This is a genomic window from Haladaptatus halobius (genome assembly GCF_020618475.1).
Taxonomy (GTDB): domain Archaea; phylum Halobacteriota; class Halobacteria; order Halobacteriales; family Haladaptataceae; genus Haladaptatus; species Haladaptatus halobius.
The window spans coordinates 76,027-95,047 of record NZ_CP085339.1 but is presented as its reverse complement, the minus strand read 5'-3'; the positions used below and the strand labels follow the sequence as shown (position 1 = coordinate 95,047).

At 52.8% G+C, this 19,021-nt stretch carries 16 protein-coding genes and 2 pseudogenes; 9 read left to right on the top strand and 9 right to left on the bottom strand.

Annotated elements, in window-relative coordinates; translation table 11 throughout:
- Window positions 1–11 precede the first annotated feature (11 nt).
- Window positions 12–1,307 (top strand): MFS transporter, encoded by a 1,296-nt coding sequence (locus LIW51_RS30760; protein WP_227379849.1) that lies wholly within the window; start codon window positions 12–14, stop codon window positions 1,305–1,307.
- A 37-nt stretch (window positions 1,308–1,344) separates the two neighbouring features.
- On the opposite strand, the gene LIW51_RS30755 is transcribed toward LIW51_RS30760, so the two are convergent.
- Complete coding sequence (locus tag LIW51_RS30755) at window positions 1,345–2,445, bottom strand: putative sulfate/molybdate transporter (RefSeq protein WP_227379848.1); 1,101 nt, start codon at window positions 2,443–2,445, stop codon at window positions 1,345–1,347.
- Window positions 2,446–2,684: 239 nt separating this feature from the next.
- On the bottom strand, window positions 2,685–3,020 hold the full coding sequence (locus LIW51_RS30750; protein ID WP_227379847.1) for a GerW family sporulation protein: 336 nt from the start codon (window positions 3,018–3,020) through the stop codon (window positions 2,685–2,687).
- Between the two features lie 582 nt (window positions 3,021–3,602).
- On the opposite strand from LIW51_RS30750, the gene LIW51_RS30745 reads away from it, so the two are divergent.
- On the top strand, window positions 3,603–4,082 hold the full coding sequence (locus LIW51_RS30745) for a transcriptional regulator FilR1 domain-containing protein (protein WP_227379846.1): 480 nt from the start codon (window positions 3,603–3,605) through the stop codon (window positions 4,080–4,082).
- Window positions 4,083–4,282: 200 nt separating this feature from the next.
- Here the strand turns inward: LIW51_RS30745 and LIW51_RS30740 are convergent, their stop codons facing one another.
- Entirely contained in the window at window positions 4,283–5,638 is a 1,356-nt protein-coding gene (locus LIW51_RS30740) for a sodium/calcium exchanger protein (protein ID WP_227379845.1), read from the bottom strand.
- 335 nt (window positions 5,639–5,973) lie between these two features.
- On the bottom strand, window positions 5,974–6,081 hold the full coding sequence (locus LIW51_RS39615; RefSeq protein ID WP_368411893.1) for a YegP family protein: 108 nt from the start codon (window positions 6,079–6,081) through the stop codon (window positions 5,974–5,976).
- A gap of 215 nt (window positions 6,082–6,296) precedes the next feature.
- Here LIW51_RS39615 and LIW51_RS30730 point away from each other — a divergent pair, with 215 nt between their 5' ends.
- On the top strand, window positions 6,297–6,584 hold the full coding sequence (locus LIW51_RS30730) for a DUF211 domain-containing protein (protein ID WP_227379844.1): 288 nt from the start codon (window positions 6,297–6,299) through the stop codon (window positions 6,582–6,584).
- Complete coding sequence (locus LIW51_RS30725; protein ID WP_227379843.1) at window positions 6,584–7,168, top strand: VIT1/CCC1 transporter family protein; 585 nt, start codon at window positions 6,584–6,586, stop codon at window positions 7,166–7,168. Before LIW51_RS30730 ends, LIW51_RS30725 begins: the two co-directional genes overlap by 1 nt.
- Before the next feature lie 168 nt (window positions 7,169–7,336).
- Here LIW51_RS30725 and LIW51_RS30720 read toward each other — a convergent pair whose 3' ends face one another.
- Both LIW51_RS30720 and LIW51_RS30715 read right to left on the bottom strand, forming a co-directional pair.
- Window positions 7,337–8,206 carry a universal stress protein gene (locus LIW51_RS30720; RefSeq protein WP_227379842.1) on the bottom strand — a complete coding sequence of 290 codons (870 nt, stop codon included), beginning with the start codon at window positions 8,204–8,206 and terminating at the stop codon, window positions 7,337–7,339.
- A 490-nt stretch (window positions 8,207–8,696) separates the two neighbouring features.
- Window positions 8,697–9,563 (bottom strand): universal stress protein, encoded by an 867-nt coding sequence (locus LIW51_RS30715; protein ID WP_227379841.1) that lies wholly within the window; start codon window positions 9,561–9,563, stop codon window positions 8,697–8,699.
- Between the two features lie 175 nt (window positions 9,564–9,738).
- Here LIW51_RS30715 and LIW51_RS30710 point away from each other — a divergent pair, with 175 nt between their 5' ends.
- From LIW51_RS30710 to LIW51_RS30690, 5 genes and pseudogenes are all read left to right on the top strand, one after another.
- A complete protein-coding gene (locus tag LIW51_RS30710; protein ID WP_227379840.1) occupies window positions 9,739–10,134 on the top strand; it encodes a hypothetical protein in 396 nt (131 codons plus the stop codon).
- A gap of 297 nt (window positions 10,135–10,431) precedes the next feature.
- Entirely contained in the window at window positions 10,432–11,142 is a 711-nt protein-coding gene (locus LIW51_RS30705) for a hypothetical protein (protein ID WP_227379839.1), read from the top strand.
- A gap of 91 nt (window positions 11,143–11,233) precedes the next feature.
- A pseudogene (locus LIW51_RS30700) lies at window positions 11,234–12,050 on the top strand (transposase); the annotation flags it as partial.
- A gap of 1,431 nt (window positions 12,051–13,481) precedes the next feature.
- The gene (locus LIW51_RS30695) at window positions 13,482–14,267 is read left to right on the top strand and encodes an IclR family transcriptional regulator (protein WP_227379838.1); all 786 of its coding nucleotides are present in this window, start codon (window positions 13,482–13,484) and stop codon (window positions 14,265–14,267) included.
- 520 nt (window positions 14,268–14,787) lie between these two features.
- Window positions 14,788–15,674, top strand: a pseudogene (locus tag LIW51_RS30690) (fumarylacetoacetate hydrolase family protein).
- A gap of 20 nt (window positions 15,675–15,694) precedes the next feature.
- Here the strand turns inward: LIW51_RS30690 and LIW51_RS30685 are convergent.
- The 3 genes from LIW51_RS30685 to ribB form a co-directional block, all read right to left on the bottom strand.
- Window positions 15,695–16,699: a TatD family hydrolase gene (locus LIW51_RS30685; protein ID WP_227379837.1), complete on the bottom strand. Its 1,005-nt coding sequence runs from the start codon at window positions 16,697–16,699 to the stop codon at window positions 15,695–15,697.
- A 129-nt stretch (window positions 16,700–16,828) separates the two neighbouring features.
- Window positions 16,829–18,052: an iron-containing alcohol dehydrogenase family protein gene (locus LIW51_RS30680; protein WP_227379836.1), complete on the bottom strand. Its 1,224-nt coding sequence runs from the start codon at window positions 18,050–18,052 to the stop codon at window positions 16,829–16,831.
- Window positions 18,053–18,171: 119 nt separating this feature from the next.
- Complete coding sequence (ribB, locus tag LIW51_RS30675) at window positions 18,172–18,876, bottom strand: 3,4-dihydroxy-2-butanone-4-phosphate synthase (protein WP_227379835.1); 705 nt, start codon at window positions 18,874–18,876, stop codon at window positions 18,172–18,174.
- Between the last annotated feature and the right edge of the window lie 145 nt (window positions 18,877–19,021).

Below are 19,021 nucleotides of genomic sequence, written 5' to 3'. Positions count from 1 at the left end.
GACCGATAGCTATGGCAACGGAAACCACTCCTGAGTATACGCAGGGTATCCGCGAGCATCTCCCACAGTTCTCGCTACACATCTTACTGGTCTTCGCGACTGGATTGACGATTGGTTCAGAACGTGCTGTAGTCCCCGTCTTAGGCCGTGACGTCCTTGGCGTCAAGTCGTTATTCGTTATCGGCTCGTTCGTCGTTTCCTTCGGGATTGTAAAATCACTGATCAACCTCTATGCTGGCAAATGGGGCGAAGAGTACGGTCGAAAGCCTGTGCTCATTCTTGGGTGGGCGACCGCACTCCCGCTGCCGGTCATCCTGATTTTCGCGCCGAACTGGTGGTGGATCACCGTCGGCAACATCCTGCTCGGCATCAATCAAGGACTTACCTGGAGTATGGCAGTGAATGCGAAAATTGACCTTGCTGGGCCGGAGCAACGTGGTCTCGCCGTCGGCATCGATGAGGCGTTTGGCTACACCGGCCTTGCGGTCGGGGCTTGGATTACAGGTGTGATAGCCGCTCAGACGAGCCTTCGACCGGAGCCATTCTATTTCCTCGCTGGCGTTGTAGTGCTGGCATTTCTTATCTCAATCTCTCTCATCAAGGAGACGGTTCAGTACGCGCATGCAGAGGGTGATGATGATCACCACGATGCAAACCTGCCGTTCAATGAAGTGCTGAAGCGGGCGACCTACGGCGATCAAACGCTGTTTGCGGCCGCACAGGCTGGTCACATTGAGAATTTCGTCGATACGTTGTTCTGGATTGCAGTTCCGCTCTACCTCACAAGCCAGGGGTTAGGTATCGCAGCTGTTGGTGTTGTCGTTGGCGTTCACAGTGCCATGTATTTCCTCCAAATTGGGACTGGGGGACTTGCAGATAGAATCGGACGCCGACCGCCGGTGATTGTGGGTATGTTTGTAGCTGGTGTGGGTGTCTTAGGGATGACAGCCGTCGACGGATATCTCCCATGGGCCGTGATGGCGGGCGTTGCAGGAGTTGGAATGGCGTTGCTCTATCCGAATCTAATGACGGTGCCCGGAGATGCAGCCCATCCGACATGGCGTGCGTCGGGCATGGGTGTCTATCGGATGTGGCGAGACTCTGGCTATGCCGTCGGAGCAATCCTAATCGGGCTTGCAATGCAATTTGTCAACATCGAAGCTGCCTTCTATATGACCGGTCTGTTAATGTTCGTCTCCGGCGGCCTTGTATACCTCTGGATGGAAGAGACACATCCTGACTTCGGAACACACGAACCGCCCGCTCCAGCAACTGACGCACCCGATCAACTCGTTTCTGAGGACTAAGCGTATATATCTGCTAAGCAAAGATCGGTTTCATCACTTACTGCGAAACTTGGAAAATGCGATTGAGTACCAGATGCCCAACAATTCCCACGGAAAATGCTACACCGACATTTGTTATCAGTCCAAGAATCCCAACACCGAGTGTTAGCGGCATATGCTCTGTGTCGAGACCAGCCCGGCCGAGTTCAATGGTGATCAAGACGAGGACGACCCCAAGCATTGCCAGTGGGAACGCGGCAACCACACCAACTGCGAGGATGGCGGCGACCGCATAAATGACTCCAAGGATTAGATTCGATCCTGCAGTTCGAGCTCCAAAAGCGTACTTGCCAGCGACACCACCGCTGCCGTGACACATTGGCATCGCTCCAAACGGGATGGCAAACAGGTTCATCACGCCCATACTCGTCGCAAGCTCGTCGGAGGAGACATTGGCGTCATAGTAATCTGAGAGGAGTAACGAGGTGGCAACGGCGGCATTGCCGACAGTCATCGCAAGCTGAGCTATTGTTCCTTCCAACATTGCCCCAGTGACTGATGTCAGACTCGGAAGATTGACTGTAAACGTAGGGAGCTGCGGTGCTGGGACACCCGTCTGTGCAACCGTGAATACGATTCCGACACCGAGGACGACAAGCGCACTCGCACGCTGGTACCCCGCGATAATCACGACCGCCGCGACACTCGTCGCGATAAGTGCGAGCGGTAGTCCGTCGAGGCTCAGTTGGACACCAGTTTCGAGGAGGATGAGTGCAACGGCAACTTGCACGCCACGAATCACTGGCTGGCCGACGTACCGCTCGACTCGGCGGAGCATGCCAGTCCATCCAACCACGAGAAGAACAACACCGGCGAGGAGCCCCGCAACTGCCAGTTCCCCAGCTGTGAGTGCGCCTGCAATCACGAGTGCGGCGAGTGCCTTCATTGGTTCGACTGATACCGGGAGCCCATAGTAGAGTCCCCACACAATTTGGAACGCTGCAAACCCTAAGAGAAGATGTGTCAGTGACAATTCGGTGAGTGCGGCGATGGCGACGACAACCGGAAAAACCGTAACCGAATCTCCTAACGCGCCAGTAAACTCCGAAAAGGAAAATTTCAAAGAACGCTGAGATGAATACCCGATAGAAATAGCCATTGTATACCCATAGAAGTACAGACGTATCAATTTACTCGGCAATCAAGAACGATTGAATTCCGAAGAAGATATAATCTATTCTGGTTTCGTCAATGGAACGTTATTTTACAATCATTAGCGCTCGTTACCCGCGAGCAAGGTGACACCAAGGGGGGTGGAAGATGCTTTCTTGTCTGATACAGGATCGCTTCTAGCCGCTTTTTATAGGTTTAACACGATCGGAACCACCTGAACTCATTTTATGCGCGACGTCCCCACAGACGGGAGATGATAATCCCTGCTATAAACGCCAGTAGAAGCCGTTTTCTCGACTCAAGGCGAACGAACCGAGTATTGTCCTCTGTGAGTTCAAGCGCTCCTAGTGGTGTAGCCGAGATGCCACCCCCACCCCCTCCGCCTGATCCGCCTTCGTCTTCATCACTAGAGCCGTATCCTCCGCCAAACCCGTACCCAATTTTTGCGACAGGAACGATAGTTTTGTCACCTACTTCGATCGGCTCTCCGTAAACCGACTCTACTGAGGCGCGCCGATCCATCTGCTCGATGACTGATCGAATTGATTCAATTTCAACCATAATATCGTCCAGGTACTCAATCGAGATCGGTCGTCATAACTATTCTTCAGGCGATGTTCTACTTTGCAGTCAGATACCTATGTGATATCAACCGTATGAATAGGATATAGAACAAGAAATCTAAATACGACTGTGTCAGCGGTAGCTGAGATTAATCCGCTTCATGTATGCCTGAATCTAGGGGGCACGGTGTTCACCCGACGGCAACTTCTCAATCGGAACCAGTGCAGTACTCTCAGTTGAGGAGAAAAAGATAATGAGACCAGGTAAAGAACTCTAGCTATGGGCGATCACTTGTCGTTGATCGACTCTGTACTCCGATCTAACGCACGAACGGCCATTCTCTTCGCGATCGCTGGCGGCTGTGATTCGACCCAATCATTGGTAGACCACGATCTCGCTAGCAAGTCCGCCGTATACAACGCGTTAACCTGCCTACACGAACAAGGATTAATACATAAACCACAATCGAAACGGTGGTCGCTAACTGGACTGGGGCAAGTCATCGTCGATTTTATCGACAATTACCAGCAAACCGAGTCAGTACTTGCGACGGATCCAGACTACTGGGAGACCCACAATGTGACGGTAATACCGCCACGTTTTCGGCTTCGTCTTTCAGAACTTGCTGGCGGCGAGGTCGTACGAGCGACCGAAACCCGACCGGCACACGCCGTCTCTGAAATCGAACGACGGCTGAGGAATGCAGACTCAATCAGTGCTATCATACCGGTGTACAACGACCGATTGGCCGATGCAGCCAGTGGTGCGGACATAGGACGACTCGTGTTTGATGAAGCCGTTTTCGAGGAGGTCGTCAAGGAAACTGCTCCCGCACTGCTCGACGCCACGGAGACGATTCGAGTGCCGGATGTTTCGGTTGCGGTCACCGTTACCGAGGACTACCTTCTGCTTTCGCTACCGACATTGGACGGGGCCTACGACTCGCAAACGGAATTTATCGCTGACACTGACGAAGCACGACAATGGGGCAACCACCTGTTCGATTTCTATTGGGAATCTGTACAGCCACCTGAACACGATTCTTCACGCCGTGATTGATCCTTCCAAGATTATCCGTCGCAGGAGTCGTATCGAATGTTGTCTTTCGATCGAGAACACCGGTGGAACTTCCAATACATGGGGAAGTTGCGATTAGTGTTCTCAATGCATAGGGCTTGAATGGAGTCATGTACAGTGGATATCTGACGCGACTAAATCGCCCCTCTGATAATGTAGCACAGGAAAGAGATACGCGCTACTCAGTCTGCGTGTTCTGGCTGACTGGAGCCATTCCCAAGTGCTGCCCGAGCGGTTGAGAGTGTCCGTTTGACGAGCCGACGAACACTCTCGCGGCGCGTAATGAACAACCCGATCCCAAGGACAATGTAGACACCTGTGTAGGCATAGAGAATGGTCATACTGATGTTGGTTGCCGTTGGCTCAGCGTATATCTGAATCACGTAGAACTCTGCGAGAACCTGCGTGACGAACAGCACGAGCAGTGCGACCGCCTCACGAGTGCTAATTTCGAAGTTTGTTAGGATGGCGATGGCGAAAAAGCTCTGCGCAGCAGTGATCCAGATCTCTGCGGCCTGCTTCTGATCGAACGGAAGTGTTCCGATGACTCCCGCCGAGATGGAGTAGACGACAGCGAGTGTTCCAATAAGTAATGTCCACTGGTTGAGCTTCGAGGAAATGAGTGCGTTGAACCCAGCGGTCGAGCGCGCCTTGTTTACCAGGTAGGCGACGACGATGAGTTCAGGACTCTCGGAAGCGAGTGGAGCAAGCCACTGAATCATGAAGAACTCCGGAATGCCATACTGCAGCCCTAACTGCTCAAGCCCCTCGGCGAACGGGTGGACGGCAGTGAAGATGATCGCGCCCGAAAACGCGAATCCGAACATGACGACAGCAATCCGGGGTACTTTCGGATACTGCTGGAAGTACGCGGGAACCCCGACGTGTTCTTCGGATTCCTCGACATCACCGCGGATGATGACCAGGAGATAGAGCACGTACAGGCCTACGAGAATGAGCGTGTCGAACGGTCCGATGCCGCCGCCGAGGGGAACGAAGAACGCGTACGCCGTCGCCGCAAGGAGGAAGGCAATCTCAGTAGATATCTTCTGATCGAGTCCGACGACGTCCGCGAGGAATCCCGAACGGTGTTCAACCGCTGAGTCGCGGGCGAGTTTTGCGCGATAGATAGTGAACAGGGCGATCCCGGACCACCCGAGGCCGATGAGGATGCGATTCGCTCCAGTCATGTTGGCGACCGCGAGATTGGCGGCTTCACTTGAGCCAGCACCGGCCTCCCACGCGTACAGTGCGTCAACTGCGTACTCGGGCGCGACAGCGAGCACCGCTAGGACAGCTATAGCAAACGCCTGCGGGACGTCTTTTTCGGCAGTTTCGGCCGCCCACGCGAGTAGGAACGCCGCACCTAGGATCGCGAATCCCGCAACGACGACGGCCATGACAGGCGCGATGTTTTCGCCCGGATGCACGGTTCCGTACCCACCGTACGAGACGAACGCTCCGATCCATGGGATCGTCAGTACCAATGCGACGAGAACGGCGACCAGCGGGTGGCGGAATCGACTAGACTCGATCATCTGAATACCTTGTTCGCCTTCATACAGGGTTCTCTGATGTATAATACACAAGATATCCCTCAAATGTCTGATTTCGCCGACTACAGGCGTTGAAGTGTCCGAATACGCCATTAGTCGAGTTGGTCACTAATCCTCCTCATTGAGTCCTGAAAATGCCGAATTCGGCGATAGTAGCGTTAGAGATGTACCGTTGCTTGTGAATATCCATCACTATTGGCAGGAAGTCAGCTTCAACCTTTACAAAGATGCAAGGCGGAAGCCCACGGCTTCACTCGCGGGTCGATGACGCGAACATGGACTTTAGTAGGTCAGGTAAACGGCTTGAATATCCACAGTTAACTGTCGTCGACAACCCGTATACCGGCCCCGGAGGCGTTCTTTTTGACGCTCTCAATCCCCCGTTTGGCTCCCTGCTTAGATCGGTACTCCTCTCCACTATCCATGATTATGTTCCCGTTTGAGACGATGAGTCGCCAACACCATTCCCCGCCTTATCGTGAACTATCTCGAACGTAGCCTTGCTGGACATCTCTGTCTCTCTGATCTCCCGCTGAACGCGAATATGTACTATATCGTACTGAAGTACCGACTCATATTTGCTGTCTTCGGATGTGCGTCCACCAAATGAGTTTTAAATGGTGCATTGTTAGATAGTGTGATGGCCCCCGTGAAGCGATTGGTTATCGACGTACTGAAACCACATGAACCGTCGACGATCGAATTCGCTCAACACATCGCTGGGACGAGCAATGTCGCCGCTGTTAACGCGACGCTCATCGAACTCGACCAAGAGGTAAAAAATTTGAAATTAACGCTCGAAGGCGATGAGATCGAGTACGACGATGTCAGAGCGTCTGTCAAAGATGCAGGAGGGACGATCCACTCGGTCGATCAGGTCGTTTGTGGAGAGCATCTCGTCGAAGATGCACCCACGCCCCAGGACTGATGGGTGCGGAATCTATCTCGGCGTCGATCTCGGAACGAATCAGCGATAGGATTGGGCCGATCGCGAGACGATACTTCGTCTCGAACGGGTTCGACGGCGCACTGACTGGCGTCGGTGTCACCGTCAGCGCGTATCTCTCCGGAGTCTCTGACGGGTTACAGGTCATTGCGATCGGCCTCGGCGGCGCTATCGGGCTGACAACCTCGGGTGTCTGGAGCGTCTGGGAGATCGAACGCGCCGAGATGCGTGCCGAACTGCACAATCTGGAGGATGCGATGCTTACCGACCTGAGCGACACGCAGGTTGAGCGGGACAAGACCAACAATCAGGTCGTCAACGCCCTCATGAGCGGCTTCGGGCCATTATGCGGACTCGTGGTGCCCCTAATTCCGTTCCTGTTTGAGGGCACGGCACTCTCGTTACTCCAGGCCACGATACTCTCGGTCGCCATCGCATGCGGCGTTCTGTTTGCATTCGGAGCGTACATGGCGTCGATCTCTCGTCAGCGGTGGTACGTCGCGGGGATTCGGATGGGGATCGCTGGCATCGTTGTTGCGCTCATCAACATCTTCCTCCCCGGATAGCTCACATCTCTCGAATTCAACTACGACGGCAGGCGCTTCACTGGTAACGTGACCGAATGAGACAAGGACGTAGCGTCAGACGACGTAGCCCATCGGTCGTAGTAGCGGTATTCCTCGGGGTGTAGTTCGGGATGCGCTATCGTCAGTAACACAGCTTCCACTGCTCTGTTACTCTGTCTCTCTGACCGTGATAACGGGGACTGGTGCAGAGCGCACAGTCTTTTCGGCGACGCTGCCGAGTAAGATGCGGTCGGTCCCGCGTCTTCCTATCGTGCCCATCACGACGGCGTGGACGTCGTTCGTCTCGATACAGTCGAGAATTTCCGAGATGGGCGGCCCGTATTCGACGTGTCGAACAGTGTTCGCAACGCCGTGGGTCTTCGCCTCCGAGAGGAGGTCGTCCACAGCTTCGGTCGCTGCCTGCTCACTCTCCTGGTTCGAGATGGCCGATCGGATGTCCGGACCGAGCGACGTGTCGTCAACGACGGATAGGACGTGCACGGTTGCATCGAGGGCTGCCGCGAGGGAAAGCCCGTACTGGGCAGCATGGGTGGCGCTTGCACTGCCATCTGTTGGGATGAGGATGTTCTCGTAGGGGAACGCGAACTGTTCGTCGGGTTGCATTCGGGCCGTCAGAACGGGCACCGGCGACAGGCGAACGACCTTCTCGGACACGCTCCCGAGGAGATATCTGGAGATACCCTCCCGGCCGTGGGTCGGCATCACGATCAAATCGTGATTGTAGCGCTCAGCGTACTCGACGATCATCGGCGCTGGATTCCCCTGGACGACGTCGGAGTCGTAGTCGACACCGAGCGTACGCAGGATTTCCTCAGCCTCTTCGACGATGTCTTCCCCCTCTTGAACGAGTGCATCCATAGGATGACCTTCGACGACGGTGACGCTGTCACGCGTGGTGTCGGCTACGTAGAGGACATGTATCGTCGCGTCGGCCCAGTGCGCAATTTCGCTGGCGTGATGGAGCACTTCCGCCGCTCCCTCGGTTCCATCGAACGGCAGCAGGATATCCTCGTACATGGGTGCTAGAAAGAACCACGGGGCGACTCCGCTAATTAGTTTTCTCTCTTCAGAACGCGACTTTGTTGAGCAGAGAGCGGAGAAAGGTATGCCGACACGGCTCCTGCGAGTGAGTGTACAGGACCATTGAACGCGAATGATCCGCCAGCTAATCGAGTACAGCACCGAAGACGATGTCGTAGCGGAAATGGTGTGTGGACGTACTCATGTGAGTGAGACCGAGGCTGCGTTCCAGCTCTTTGGGCATAGGTTATGCCGTATTAGAACCCGAGACACTTGAAATCCGATAAGCCGAGAGAGATAATCAAGTCGGTACGGTCAAATAATGTCCATCGCATTGGGGTCAAACTCCATGGTATCCGCTCGTCACCCTGTGAAGGAGACATTTTTGTGCATAACGATGTTCGCGCCACCCAGTTCGGTAACATCCTCCCCACCCCAGAGGATGAGGTATTCTCCTCGCTCTTCCTCACATGGTCAGTCGTCCGTGCTATTGAAATACGACGAGTACTGGCACGTCCACCGTACGGAGAACGCGGTCTGTGACGCTTCCCAACAACTGACTGGCCAAGTTTGATTCGCCCTCGGACGCCATGACAATCAGACCGATATCATGGTCGCCAGTGTAGTCTGCAATAGCTTCCTGTGAATCCCCTCGCACGACGTCTGACTGCACCGGCACGTTGTCATCGTCAATCTGCTGGGCGAGTCGCTCGATTGCCTTGTGACCTTCCTCTTCAAGTCGTTCGATGAAGTCCTCTGACACGCCACCAGCGTCGAACGCTCCGGCCTCAGCTTGGACGTCGACCACGTTGAGTAGGTGGAGTGTGGACTCGAAGTGCTGTGCGATATCCTCACCATAGGGGGCCGCTCGTTCGGCGTTCTCACTGCCGTCCGTCGTGATGAGGATGTTTTCATACGTGCCACCAGTAGTGTGCTCGCTGACCTCACCGGGGACGATCAGCACCGGAATGCTGGTGTGACGCAACAGGCGATCGGTGACGGTCCCGAGAAGGCGTTCTCGCAGTCCACTCCGACCGTGACGGCCCATCACAATGAGGTCACTGTCAATCTCAGTCGCATGCTCTGTGATGGCTTCGCGCGGCTGCCCCTCTACTAGATGCGTGTCGATCTCGATATCACTCCCAGCAGTGAGATCCGCACTCTCATCGAGAATTTCGCGACCCTTCTCTTCCGGGGTCTGGTCACCCCCCAGGCCGGAAAGATGTGATTGATTCTCGAGAACGTGAAGCACCTTGAGACGCGCATCGTAGCGTTGTGCGAATTCACGCCCGACCGTGGCAGCACGCTTCGCAGTATCACTTCCGTCAACCGGGATGAGAATGGTCTCGAACATAGTTAGCTATCATGCTACCACTTGTTCATCAGCCATTGAAAAGACATCAGTGACCGTGCTTGCAGTCTAATTTTCATGAACTGACTGACCCAACCATGCACGGATGAGCTGAGGGGAATCATCCAGCACATTCAGGATAGAAACCTATACGCCTGTCCCACACAGGGTTCCATATATGGCGAATTTCAGTCCGGCCGCATTCATGGTGGGCATAGTGCTCGGAATCGCGCTTGTCGTCTTGGGTATCGGTGCCTACGTGCTTTCTGACTTCGCGAGCGTCACGGCGCTCATTCCAACCCTCTTCGGTGTTCTCATCACCATCTTGGGCGTGATAGGTCGCCAGCAGCCGGATCGGCAACGGCTCGCTGCCTACGGAATCGGGCTCCTGGCGATGCTCGGCGTGCTGGGATCGACGCGTGGGATTCCAGATATCATCGCGTTGCTGACCGGGGAATCAGTCGACTCAGTTATTGCGGCCGTCTCACAGGGCGCGATGATCGTCATCTGTCTCGTCCTCCTCGCTGCCGTGATCCAGTTCGTCCGCGGTACGCGCACTCCGACGAATCCGTGAACGATCGCATCACTAGTGCTGTCCACCCACGAATCGGCAACAGCTGATTCTCTATGAAGTGAGTGTTCTTCTAACAATGGAGATAACACTATACACGAACCGCTGGCGAGCTGTACTGACACCTCCGAATCTGTTGAAAACCTATTAGTCGACACTCTCGTAACTGTAATAATCGTTAGGTGGATATGCGTGCCGGTCAACAGTGGCATGGAAATATCGGTTGTAACAACCCCGATAGTATCCGTCTCGCGTAATACCCGACTTATGCTGTCTCGACTCCTTTGCTATGTGCAGAATATGACCAACAGAACATCGCGTAGGCAGGTTCTCGGACTTCTGGGAGGTGTAGCAGGATTCACACTCCTCGGGGGCCTCGCCGAAGCACAAGACGGCACGACAGGACAAGACGGAGGAGACGGCAACGAGTACTGGACTATCACCCTAGAAACGGCAGCGACGACCGTCACGTCGGACACTGACGACGATGTCCAATCTGATGGCGATGTCTACGTTACCGAGGGCGTTGATCTCGATGGGGACATCGTCGCTGGCGGGCATGTGATTCTCGAAGACGATGTTGATGTTGACGGCACTATCGAAGCGGATGGAGCCATCGTCACCGGCTCCGCTGTCGAAATCGACGGGGACATTGATGCGGTGAGTGACGTCCTCCTTGGCGTCGATCTCGCCGCCAACCGCGAGGCGTTCAATAACGACGAGTTAGCGAGCGTCGACGACGTGATTCACGGCTCCAATGTTGAGGTTGACGGCAACATCACGACGCAGAATACTGTCCTCGTCTGTCCCGATGGCGAGATTGATGGGGATATCACGACCGACGGCGACGTCATTCTTGCGGAAAACGTCGATGTGGATGGCGAGGTTTCGGGCGTGTCGGTCGACCGTCATCCCAGTGCACGAGTCGGTGGTGACGATGATGACGACGACGATGGATCGGGAGATGACGATGATGATCCTGACGGGGACGACGGGCCGGGCGAAAATTGACCCACTCGCCCGTATTTTTCAGGGTGTTACGCGCCTAGCGTAGTCTGCCCGTCAGGGTGGTGAGATGTACCAACACTCTTTGGACTGATTCTTAGGCGAGGTCGCAGAGACTGAGAAGTTCTTTCGGGCAGGTATCGTCGCCATTGACATCACCGAGGCTGGTCCGTTCACGGGTGACAGGACTAGTTATGAAGATGAGATCATCGGGACGAAAGAGAGCACCGACGAGTACGCTCACCAGTGGACGACTGTTCAACTGGTCGGCGACGCTGTTCCAATTGTATTGGATGCTCGTCCAGTTCGACGAGGCAAGACACATAAGGAGATCGTTGAGGATCTACTTGACTCGGCTCAGGATCTCGTCCATGTCGACAATGTGCTGATGAACCGGGAGTTCGACAGTTAGCACGTCTTGGAAGCGATCAGCCAGCGCGGGCTCTCGTACGTCGTACCGAAACGAATGCAGATCAATGAGAAAGCCCAAGCCAAGCGACTCTTCCACTGGGATAAGGACAGGTACGAAACCGATCGGAAGCTGCATCTCGGGGAGAACGAGTTGGCACGAGACGACACTGGTCTGCCGACGGAGCGAGAATTCTACGCACATGGATCACCGCCAATATTCGGTATTCATGTCGAATCAAGGCAGTGAATTTCTGTCCGAGTATGGCTATCGATGGGAAATCGAGAGCGGCTACAAATCGATCAAGCGGTTCATGGCCACGACGACGTCGAAAAATTTCGTGTTGCGGTTCTTCTACTTCGCCTTCGCGTGCCTATTGTACTCGATCTGGCGAGCGGTCGATCTGCTCATGCAAGTCGAGTTGAATGATGAGTACGAGCGGTCTCCAGCGGTGACGGCGGATAGCGTTCTGATACTTTTAAAGAAACAGACCGGAATCGGATAGTTGAGCGTCAAAAGTCGATGTTCGCTCGTTGGTGAGCGACGGCCATATCCTGACGACGGCAATTCAGCGCAATTAGTTGGTCTATCGAAATAAACCCGCGGCTGAAGCCGAGAATGAAGCCACCCTCCTTCTCTGATTCGCGTGAAACCGCGCATCACATATCCTCTATAGCCGCTGTAGTCTCAGATTCCCACGAACGACATGTGGTGATTTTGTTCATGGGTGTCCAGATACCCTCTCCATCTGAGACGATGGGTGACGCAGACATGATTGATATTTTAGGACATTTCTTTGATCTCCGCGACGGGATTGAGTGGCTCCGTGGAAACGTATTTGCTGAGATAGTGTTTCCACAGCGATCACAAATTTTGGTTCTAGCGTGGTGATTGCCGTTCTGCCAGTATTCGCAGCTTTTCCAGATGTAATTACTCGCTTTGAACAACGACACCAGATCAAGTTGGCAATTAAAAGTTTATTAGATTTGGCTAGATGCTTGCAGAACAAAATATTGTAAAGAAATTTTAACTGATTCCGATAATTCCTTTAATCGACAAACGTAAATAAAAGACGGTCTCGGTGATTTGTTCTTCTGATCGCTTGTCCGTGCTCAGTACGACGACTTCTATTGGTTTTACTAGTTCTTCAGAGCACGATTGAGTAACTTCTTTTGACATAATTTCTAACCTATTTAGCCGCCGGAAAGCATCCTCCACTGATTTAATTATTCTTACCGGGGTAGTAGCACTCCCACTTCCGTAATAGAAAGTAATGGGGACACCATCACTTCCAGTGTAATAACGGGTATCAAATCTCACCGCACACGATACCATCTACTATCAACCATATAATCGTATGTCGAGGTGTCGACATTGCCGAAGATTATCGCTATCCCAGGTTGCTCCTGGATCAGCGGGACGATCGAGTAACTGGTCATGAAATGAGAGACTACATTGGCCCGATATCACTTAACGAGTATCGCGATTTGTGGACTGTTAACCATGGCCGTTCGATAATTTCATTTAGTCTTGGATACGCGGTAGGGTCATCGTCATCAGATTTTTTGTTAAAGACACGGAGAGGCATTCGCTTTGTCTATAGATACCAAACAAGATTTTTTCGGCGATTAGATGCGAAGAGAGAACCAACAGTAGGAGTAAACCGTTAGGCGTTACACAAATAGGTTTGTAATGATTAGCCGGTTTGCGGGCGACCAGATATTAATCCAATACTGAGGGCAAGAATTGAATGGATGTTTTCCTTATCCTTTATTAGTAAGACCGTCATAGTGGTGTTTGATAATTTCATACAACCTTGGGAAAAATGTCAATAGACACCCTTAATTTCTGCAGGCAATTTTCATCTATAATTAGGGCGTAAAAAGATGTAGAAACAACACTAATGTTTTTAAGTGTACTATTCTATACTAGAGCAATGTCACCGTATCAACCATCAAAACCTAAACGTTCGGTGAAAACAGCCGACAGAATCGTCGAACTATTTGTCACGCTTCAAGGGAAAGAATACGCAGGAGTCACGGAGCTAGCCAATGATGTGGGGTTGGCGAAGAGTACTACCTATCACTACCTGGCAACCCTTCAGAGCGAAGGATATGTCGTTAAGGACGGCGATAAATACCGGCTGGGGTTGCGGTTTCTCGAACATGCAACACATGTGAATGAGCAACTAGGAATCCTCTCTATAACCAAACCGGTACTCAACGACCTCGCCGAGCGGACCAGCGAAGCTGTGTGGTTGCTTTTCGAGGAGCATTCCCATCCAATTTACATCGACAAGTCAGTTGGTGGCCGCGGCGTTATTTCATTTAGAATGGAGGGAGATTGCTCACTGGCCACTGCAGGCGGGAAGGCCATTCTTGCCCAGTATCCAGACGAGGAGACCCGAAATATCATATCATACCTCCAGACGAAGCATCCAGATTACATAATCCCGGACGAGGATACGTATATCTCTCAGATTCAAAAGGTACGCAAACAGGGTTTCGCAACAAGTTATGATGAGGTCAAATCCGGCGTCTCGTCTGTCGCTGCACCGGTGGTCCACGATAATGATGTCGTCGGATCGATTTCGGTGGCTGGACCTACAGTTCGAATTAAAGATGAGTGGGGTGATCAACTCCCTAACATCGTCAGGGGTGCAGCAAACGATATTGAACTGCGCCTCGAAAACCAATCTTGGAAGTACTACGACCCAGAATAGCGGTATGAACAGAAAAAGTTGGTAATTATCGTGTGATGGTAGCTTCATACGACCTATGAGATCAAAGAAGACGCGTAGAGCATTCTTGCGAACTACTCGATACGCCGAAGCGTGGAATCGGACACATCAAGTTCAGCCTCGAACTGGCAGATGTTCATGTTAAAGCGGATGAACGCATCTGCGTCACTTTTGCTCGCTGCGCTTTCTAGCGACAATTCCCCCGACCAATAATCTACTTCCGAAGTGTGTCATACCAAATTACGCCGTCGAGAAGTCTGTGCCCAACCAGCGTGTATTCGGCTTCAAGTATCATCGTCTCTCTACTCCAATGGCATTTGACATCAAATGAGCGACGGAGGAACCAACTCCTCAGGATCCACAGTTCGAACGTGATAGAGCGAGTATAAGGCATACTGCTGATGTTTGTACGGGAGAACGATCCGATAATTAATCGAGAGTCGTATGCATCCATGACGCTTTATCACTGGGATTAAGTACAGCGGGGACTTACCTAACTACGATGCGAATAGGACACTTCAGTTCGAACCAAACGGACAAGCCTTGGTGTGGTGCACACACCCCGAACGGGGACGTAGTCGACCTTCACGTAGCAGGGGAGGAAGCAGGAATCGAGATTCCACGACAATTGTCAGACCTTCCAGAGATGTGGAATTGGAGGGAGAGTCGCCTTCATCCTTGAATATGGGACGGAAAATGACACTCATTCTCATGCTATCGGTGACCTCAAACGTCACGCACCTATAGGAGATCCTCAAAAAGTAGTGTGCGTTGGGTTGAATCACGAAGAGCACGCCGAAGAGGGGGAGAATTCGATTCCTGATGAACCGGTGTTGTTCTCGAAATTTCCGACGACTGTGAGAGGTCCCAATGACGATATCACATGGGATCCCGAGTACACGAAACAGGTGGATTACGAGGCCGAGATGGTCATTGTGATTGGTCGCCAAGGCAAGTCAGTGAGTGTCGATGACGCTCGAGAATATGTGGCCGGAGTCATGGTCGGAAACGATGTATCAACACGAGATCTGCAACACAATGATGGTCAATGGGTTCAAGGGAAAAGTTTTAGATTCCTTTGCACCAACTGGACCGGAATTAGTCACTTTGGATGAACTTGACGATGTGCACGATCTCGAGATTTGGACAGAGATTGATGGAGAACGGCTACAAGATTCGACAACAGCGAACCTTATTTTTGATATTGATGATCTCGTTTCATTTTGTAGTCAGGCGTTTACACTTGAGCCGGGTGACCTGCTCTTCACTGGAACTCCGTCAGGTGTTGGTGTGTACCGCGATCCGCAGCGTCTTCTTGATGATGGTACAAGGGTTACTGTCGGTGTTGAGAACATTGGCGAAATAACGAATACATGTCGGCACACGTAATCAGATTTAAGGTGTGAGTATTACTCTCCTAATTTAAAGACGCTCCGTGGATTCTCTAAGACGACTTTTCTAATATCGCTCTCACTAATTCCCATCCGATAGAGATCGAAAATCGTCCGTTTCACGGAAAACACACTCGTACGGAGAATGTTCGCACAATCCGTTTCGACCATTATGCGATCGGAGCCGTACTCATGAATTACCTCTGCGACATCAGCGGCAGTCACTCCGGTCAGCCATGGGTAACCGACGGTGAAACTCAAGTAACAATCAGTTTGTTCCAAAAGATATTTTGAGTTGTTTGGATCTGCATGTGAAGCGATGATCTGTTCCTCAGCCAAACGAGCCTCTTTAGCGGTCTGAATATCGATTTTGACTGCCCCCAAAGCAGGGTTCTCTCCTTTAATGACGGGTGAAGATGCAAGAGACGTGTTCTTTTCGTATCCGGGTGTGCTAGCCCCAACTCGATAAGTTGGGCTATCACCAGTTCTCCGATTCGGTGTATGGAGAATAATCGGGAGATTATGTTCATCTGCGAGTTCCATCTGTGCCTGAACAACCGCCCGTTGTCCGTCTATATCCCACTCCTCGATATGCTGAGATGGAGTGACGCCAGTTTCACCGAGTGCCACGACTTCGTCAAGTCGGCAGTAATCGTCCATCGCGGCCAGCAGTTCGGCTGGATTCTCGATTCGAACACCGGTGTGAACACCCAATGCAAGATTAGATTCAAAGAAATGGTTATTTTCGATCGCTCGTCGACGATTGATAGCGTCGTCCCACAGAAACCGGATGTCGTCGGCAACGACTGGTTTATATGGCGTCCAGTGATACTCTGATGCGACCATAACCATCGATTGACAGCCCGTAAGGGCGTACCGTTCGCGATCCTCCCAAGATAGAGTTTGCGCATGATTATGACAGTCAACCCATGGAAGATTAAGCAGGGACGAAGGCAGATCGATCGTTTCGTCGGAGAGATAGTCCGCGTCGGTCGGCCGGCGAGTTGGATAGATTGGTGCCATACCAGAACAAGACCCTCCCCCTGCTTGAAGCTTTATGAGAAGATAGGACCACCACTGGCCGAGTAACACGTGTTTATAGAGTCAGCATTGAGCAAATATTCGCTCGAATTGCCGCGGAGAATGCTCAGCTCACCACATCCGCTCAAAAACGTTTTCGATATCTGACCGAGTTGCATCGAGGTCGCGCGGGCCAGCCTCCATGAACGGATCCGCGATGACCGCTCGCGCGAGATCCGGAAAATGGTTCTTTTTGGTCCCCTCAACCGAACGCAACCGTGACGGAAGATCGAGCGCATCTCGGGTATCGATCACCGCTTCCACGATTGCGGCTGCCGTATTCTCTTCGGAAGCATCCTCGTCCTGGACATCGAAAGCCTCGGCCAGCAGATCACGGCGCCCATCGATCTGCTCGAAGAGATAGCGAAGAACGTGCGGTGCCGCGATCGCGTGTGCGACACCCTGTTGAACGGTGTAGTTCCGTGCGATAGCGTGACCAAACGAGTGGATGACGGAGGCACGATATGCGTTAGGCGTCGAAAGGCCGTACTGCGCGGCGGCAATACCCTGCAAAACCCGTGAGAGCTCCGCCCGGCTCGTCGAGTCGGCAGTGAGAGTCGGGAGGTTCTCGTACAGCAGTCTGACGCCACGAAGAGCCGTACCGTCGGTAAGTGGGTTATGGTGGCGAGTGTACAGCATTTCGATGCCTTTGTCGAATCCGTTCATCGCGGAACGAGCGAGAATGTGATCGGGAGTCGTGGCGAACAGTTCCAAGTCGTGGAAGACCGCAGTCGGCATCAGGCGACTGTCCGATACACCAGCGCTCGGAACATCGGATTTGGATTTTCTGTCCGGGTCGAGACTGAGCTTGACTCCCGCGACTTGTGAGAGGTCGGCGCCGGGTAGCGTCGTCGGCACGGCAAAAATATCCGTCAGCGAAACGTCGTCGTCGGGAACGAGGATCTCTTCGCGATCCAATATCTCGGTTGCGACATCGTCGAGCGGTCGGTCGTGTCCGGCGAGGACGCTGATTTGTTTAGCGATGTCCAGACTACTACCACCGCCGACCGGGACGAGCGCATCGATGTTTTCCTCGCAAACTCGTGTCGCACCGTCATAGGCCGCCTTCAGATACTTCTCGGGTGTTACACCGTCGAATACGTCGGTGAGCGATTCTCCGATTCCCTCTCGCACCGGTTCCATTACATGATCGACGTCTCGCATGGTGGCGTCGGTAACGACGAGCGCACGTGAGAGCCCCCGTCGAGCGAGTTCTGTCTCGAGATCCGCAATGACACCCGAACCGTGGTGGATTGTGGCTGGTTGATACCCGAACGTATAGCTATGAGCGTTCATTGTGCTATGGATTACTCAAGCACGTGAGCATATAATAGTACTCACGATCGCATGTAGACACGGAAATTTGCCGAATGTATTGCCATCTAACGCCGATTAGTGGGTAATGTAGATCGGAATCAGTCCCAACTTACTTCCTCGACGATCGTGGATTCGTCGAGGAAGGCGAAATCGTTACGCCCCGCGTATGACGCCGCATTAGTACCAGAGAGTGCGCCCCCGGTTTCGTCGTCGAGCATTTCACAGACAACGACCGCCGGTGGAACATCTGCCAACTCCGCGAGCGCGATGCCGAGTTCCGTATGCCCTCGTCTGTCCTCCAGGAGATTCGGGGCGGCTTTAAGAATGTGGACGTGCCCCGGGACATCGAATTCTGCGACAAAGTCGGTCGTATCCGGATTCTGAGCCGCAGTACCGAGTTCAGAGATGGTGCGCGCTCTGTCGTTGTCGACGATACCGGTGAATGTATCCCGGTGATTAACTGTAAGGGAGAACGAAGACCGGTCGTCGTAATCAATGGTTGTCTCATGACCGGCGGGATGGTCGATAATTTCCTCCGCGAACGGCAATTCAAATGCTTCCGCTACCTCGTGAGACAACGCCACACAGATCAACCCGCCAGCGTCGTTTCGGAGTCGAACAACGTCGGACGGCGTGACAGCGTGGGCCGGATAAACGATATCGACCTCGTTCTCACGATCTGCTGCATCGTGAATCAGAACCGGTTCACCCGATTGGAATGCCTCGATAGCAGTATCCAACCCGTCGGCGGGTTCTTTCTGACGGTAGCTGTAACTGTCGGGCAGCATGCTATCACTCAGCATAGAAACTCACCTCGATCCGACTTCCGCTTATTCGTGTCATAGAGTCCATGGTCGTTCGCGTATATAATAAACGTTCTGCCTGGTTTCTACGAGAAAAAGCAAGCGGACGTTTCAAACTAGCGGAGACTTTATACTAACATACGAC

What these genes read in the sequence shown, in the direction of transcription:
- LIW51_RS30755 (WP_227379848.1), bottom strand. Translation starts at nt 2,445, where the DNA reads ATGGCTATTTCTATCGGGTATTCATCTCAGCGTTCTTTGAAATTTTCC.
- LIW51_RS30685 (WP_227379837.1), bottom strand. Translation starts at nt 16,699, where the DNA reads ATGGCACCAATCTATCCAACTCGCCGGCCGACCGACGCGGACTATCTC.
- LIW51_RS30750 (WP_227379847.1), bottom strand. Translation starts at nt 3,020, where the DNA reads ATGGTTGAAATTGAATCAATTCGATCAGTCATCGAGCAGATGGATCGG.
- LIW51_RS30705 (WP_227379839.1), top strand. Translation starts at nt 10,432, where the DNA reads ATGACCAACAGAACATCGCGTAGGCAGGTTCTCGGACTTCTGGGAGGT.
- LIW51_RS30710 (WP_227379840.1), top strand. Translation starts at nt 9,739, where the DNA reads ATGGCGAATTTCAGTCCGGCCGCATTCATGGTGGGCATAGTGCTCGGA.
- LIW51_RS30715 (WP_227379841.1), bottom strand. Translation starts at nt 9,563, where the DNA reads ATGTTCGAGACCATTCTCATCCCGGTTGACGGAAGTGATACTGCGAAG.
- ribB (WP_227379835.1), bottom strand. Translation starts at nt 18,876, where the DNA reads ATGCTGAGTGATAGCATGCTGCCCGACAGTTACAGCTACCGTCAGAAA.
- LIW51_RS30740 (WP_227379845.1), bottom strand. Translation starts at nt 5,638, where the DNA reads ATGATCGAGTCTAGTCGATTCCGCCACCCGCTGGTCGCCGTTCTCGTC.
- LIW51_RS30680 (WP_227379836.1), bottom strand. Translation starts at nt 18,052, where the DNA reads ATGAACGCTCATAGCTATACGTTCGGGTATCAACCAGCCACAATCCAC.
- LIW51_RS39615 (WP_368411893.1), bottom strand. Translation starts at nt 6,081, where the DNA reads ATGGATAGTGGAGAGGAGTACCGATCTAAGCAGGGAGCCAAACGGGGG.
- LIW51_RS30695 (WP_227379838.1), top strand. Translation starts at nt 13,482, where the DNA reads ATGTCACCGTATCAACCATCAAAACCTAAACGTTCGGTGAAAACAGCC.
- LIW51_RS30720 (WP_227379842.1), bottom strand. Translation starts at nt 8,206, where the DNA reads ATGTACGAGGATATCCTGCTGCCGTTCGATGGAACCGAGGGAGCGGCG.
- LIW51_RS30725 (WP_227379843.1), top strand. Translation starts at nt 6,584, where the DNA reads ATGGGTGCGGAATCTATCTCGGCGTCGATCTCGGAACGAATCAGCGAT.
- LIW51_RS30730 (WP_227379844.1), top strand. Translation starts at nt 6,297, where the DNA reads ATGGCCCCCGTGAAGCGATTGGTTATCGACGTACTGAAACCACATGAA.
- LIW51_RS30760 (WP_227379849.1), top strand. Translation starts at nt 12, where the DNA reads ATGGCAACGGAAACCACTCCTGAGTATACGCAGGGTATCCGCGAGCAT.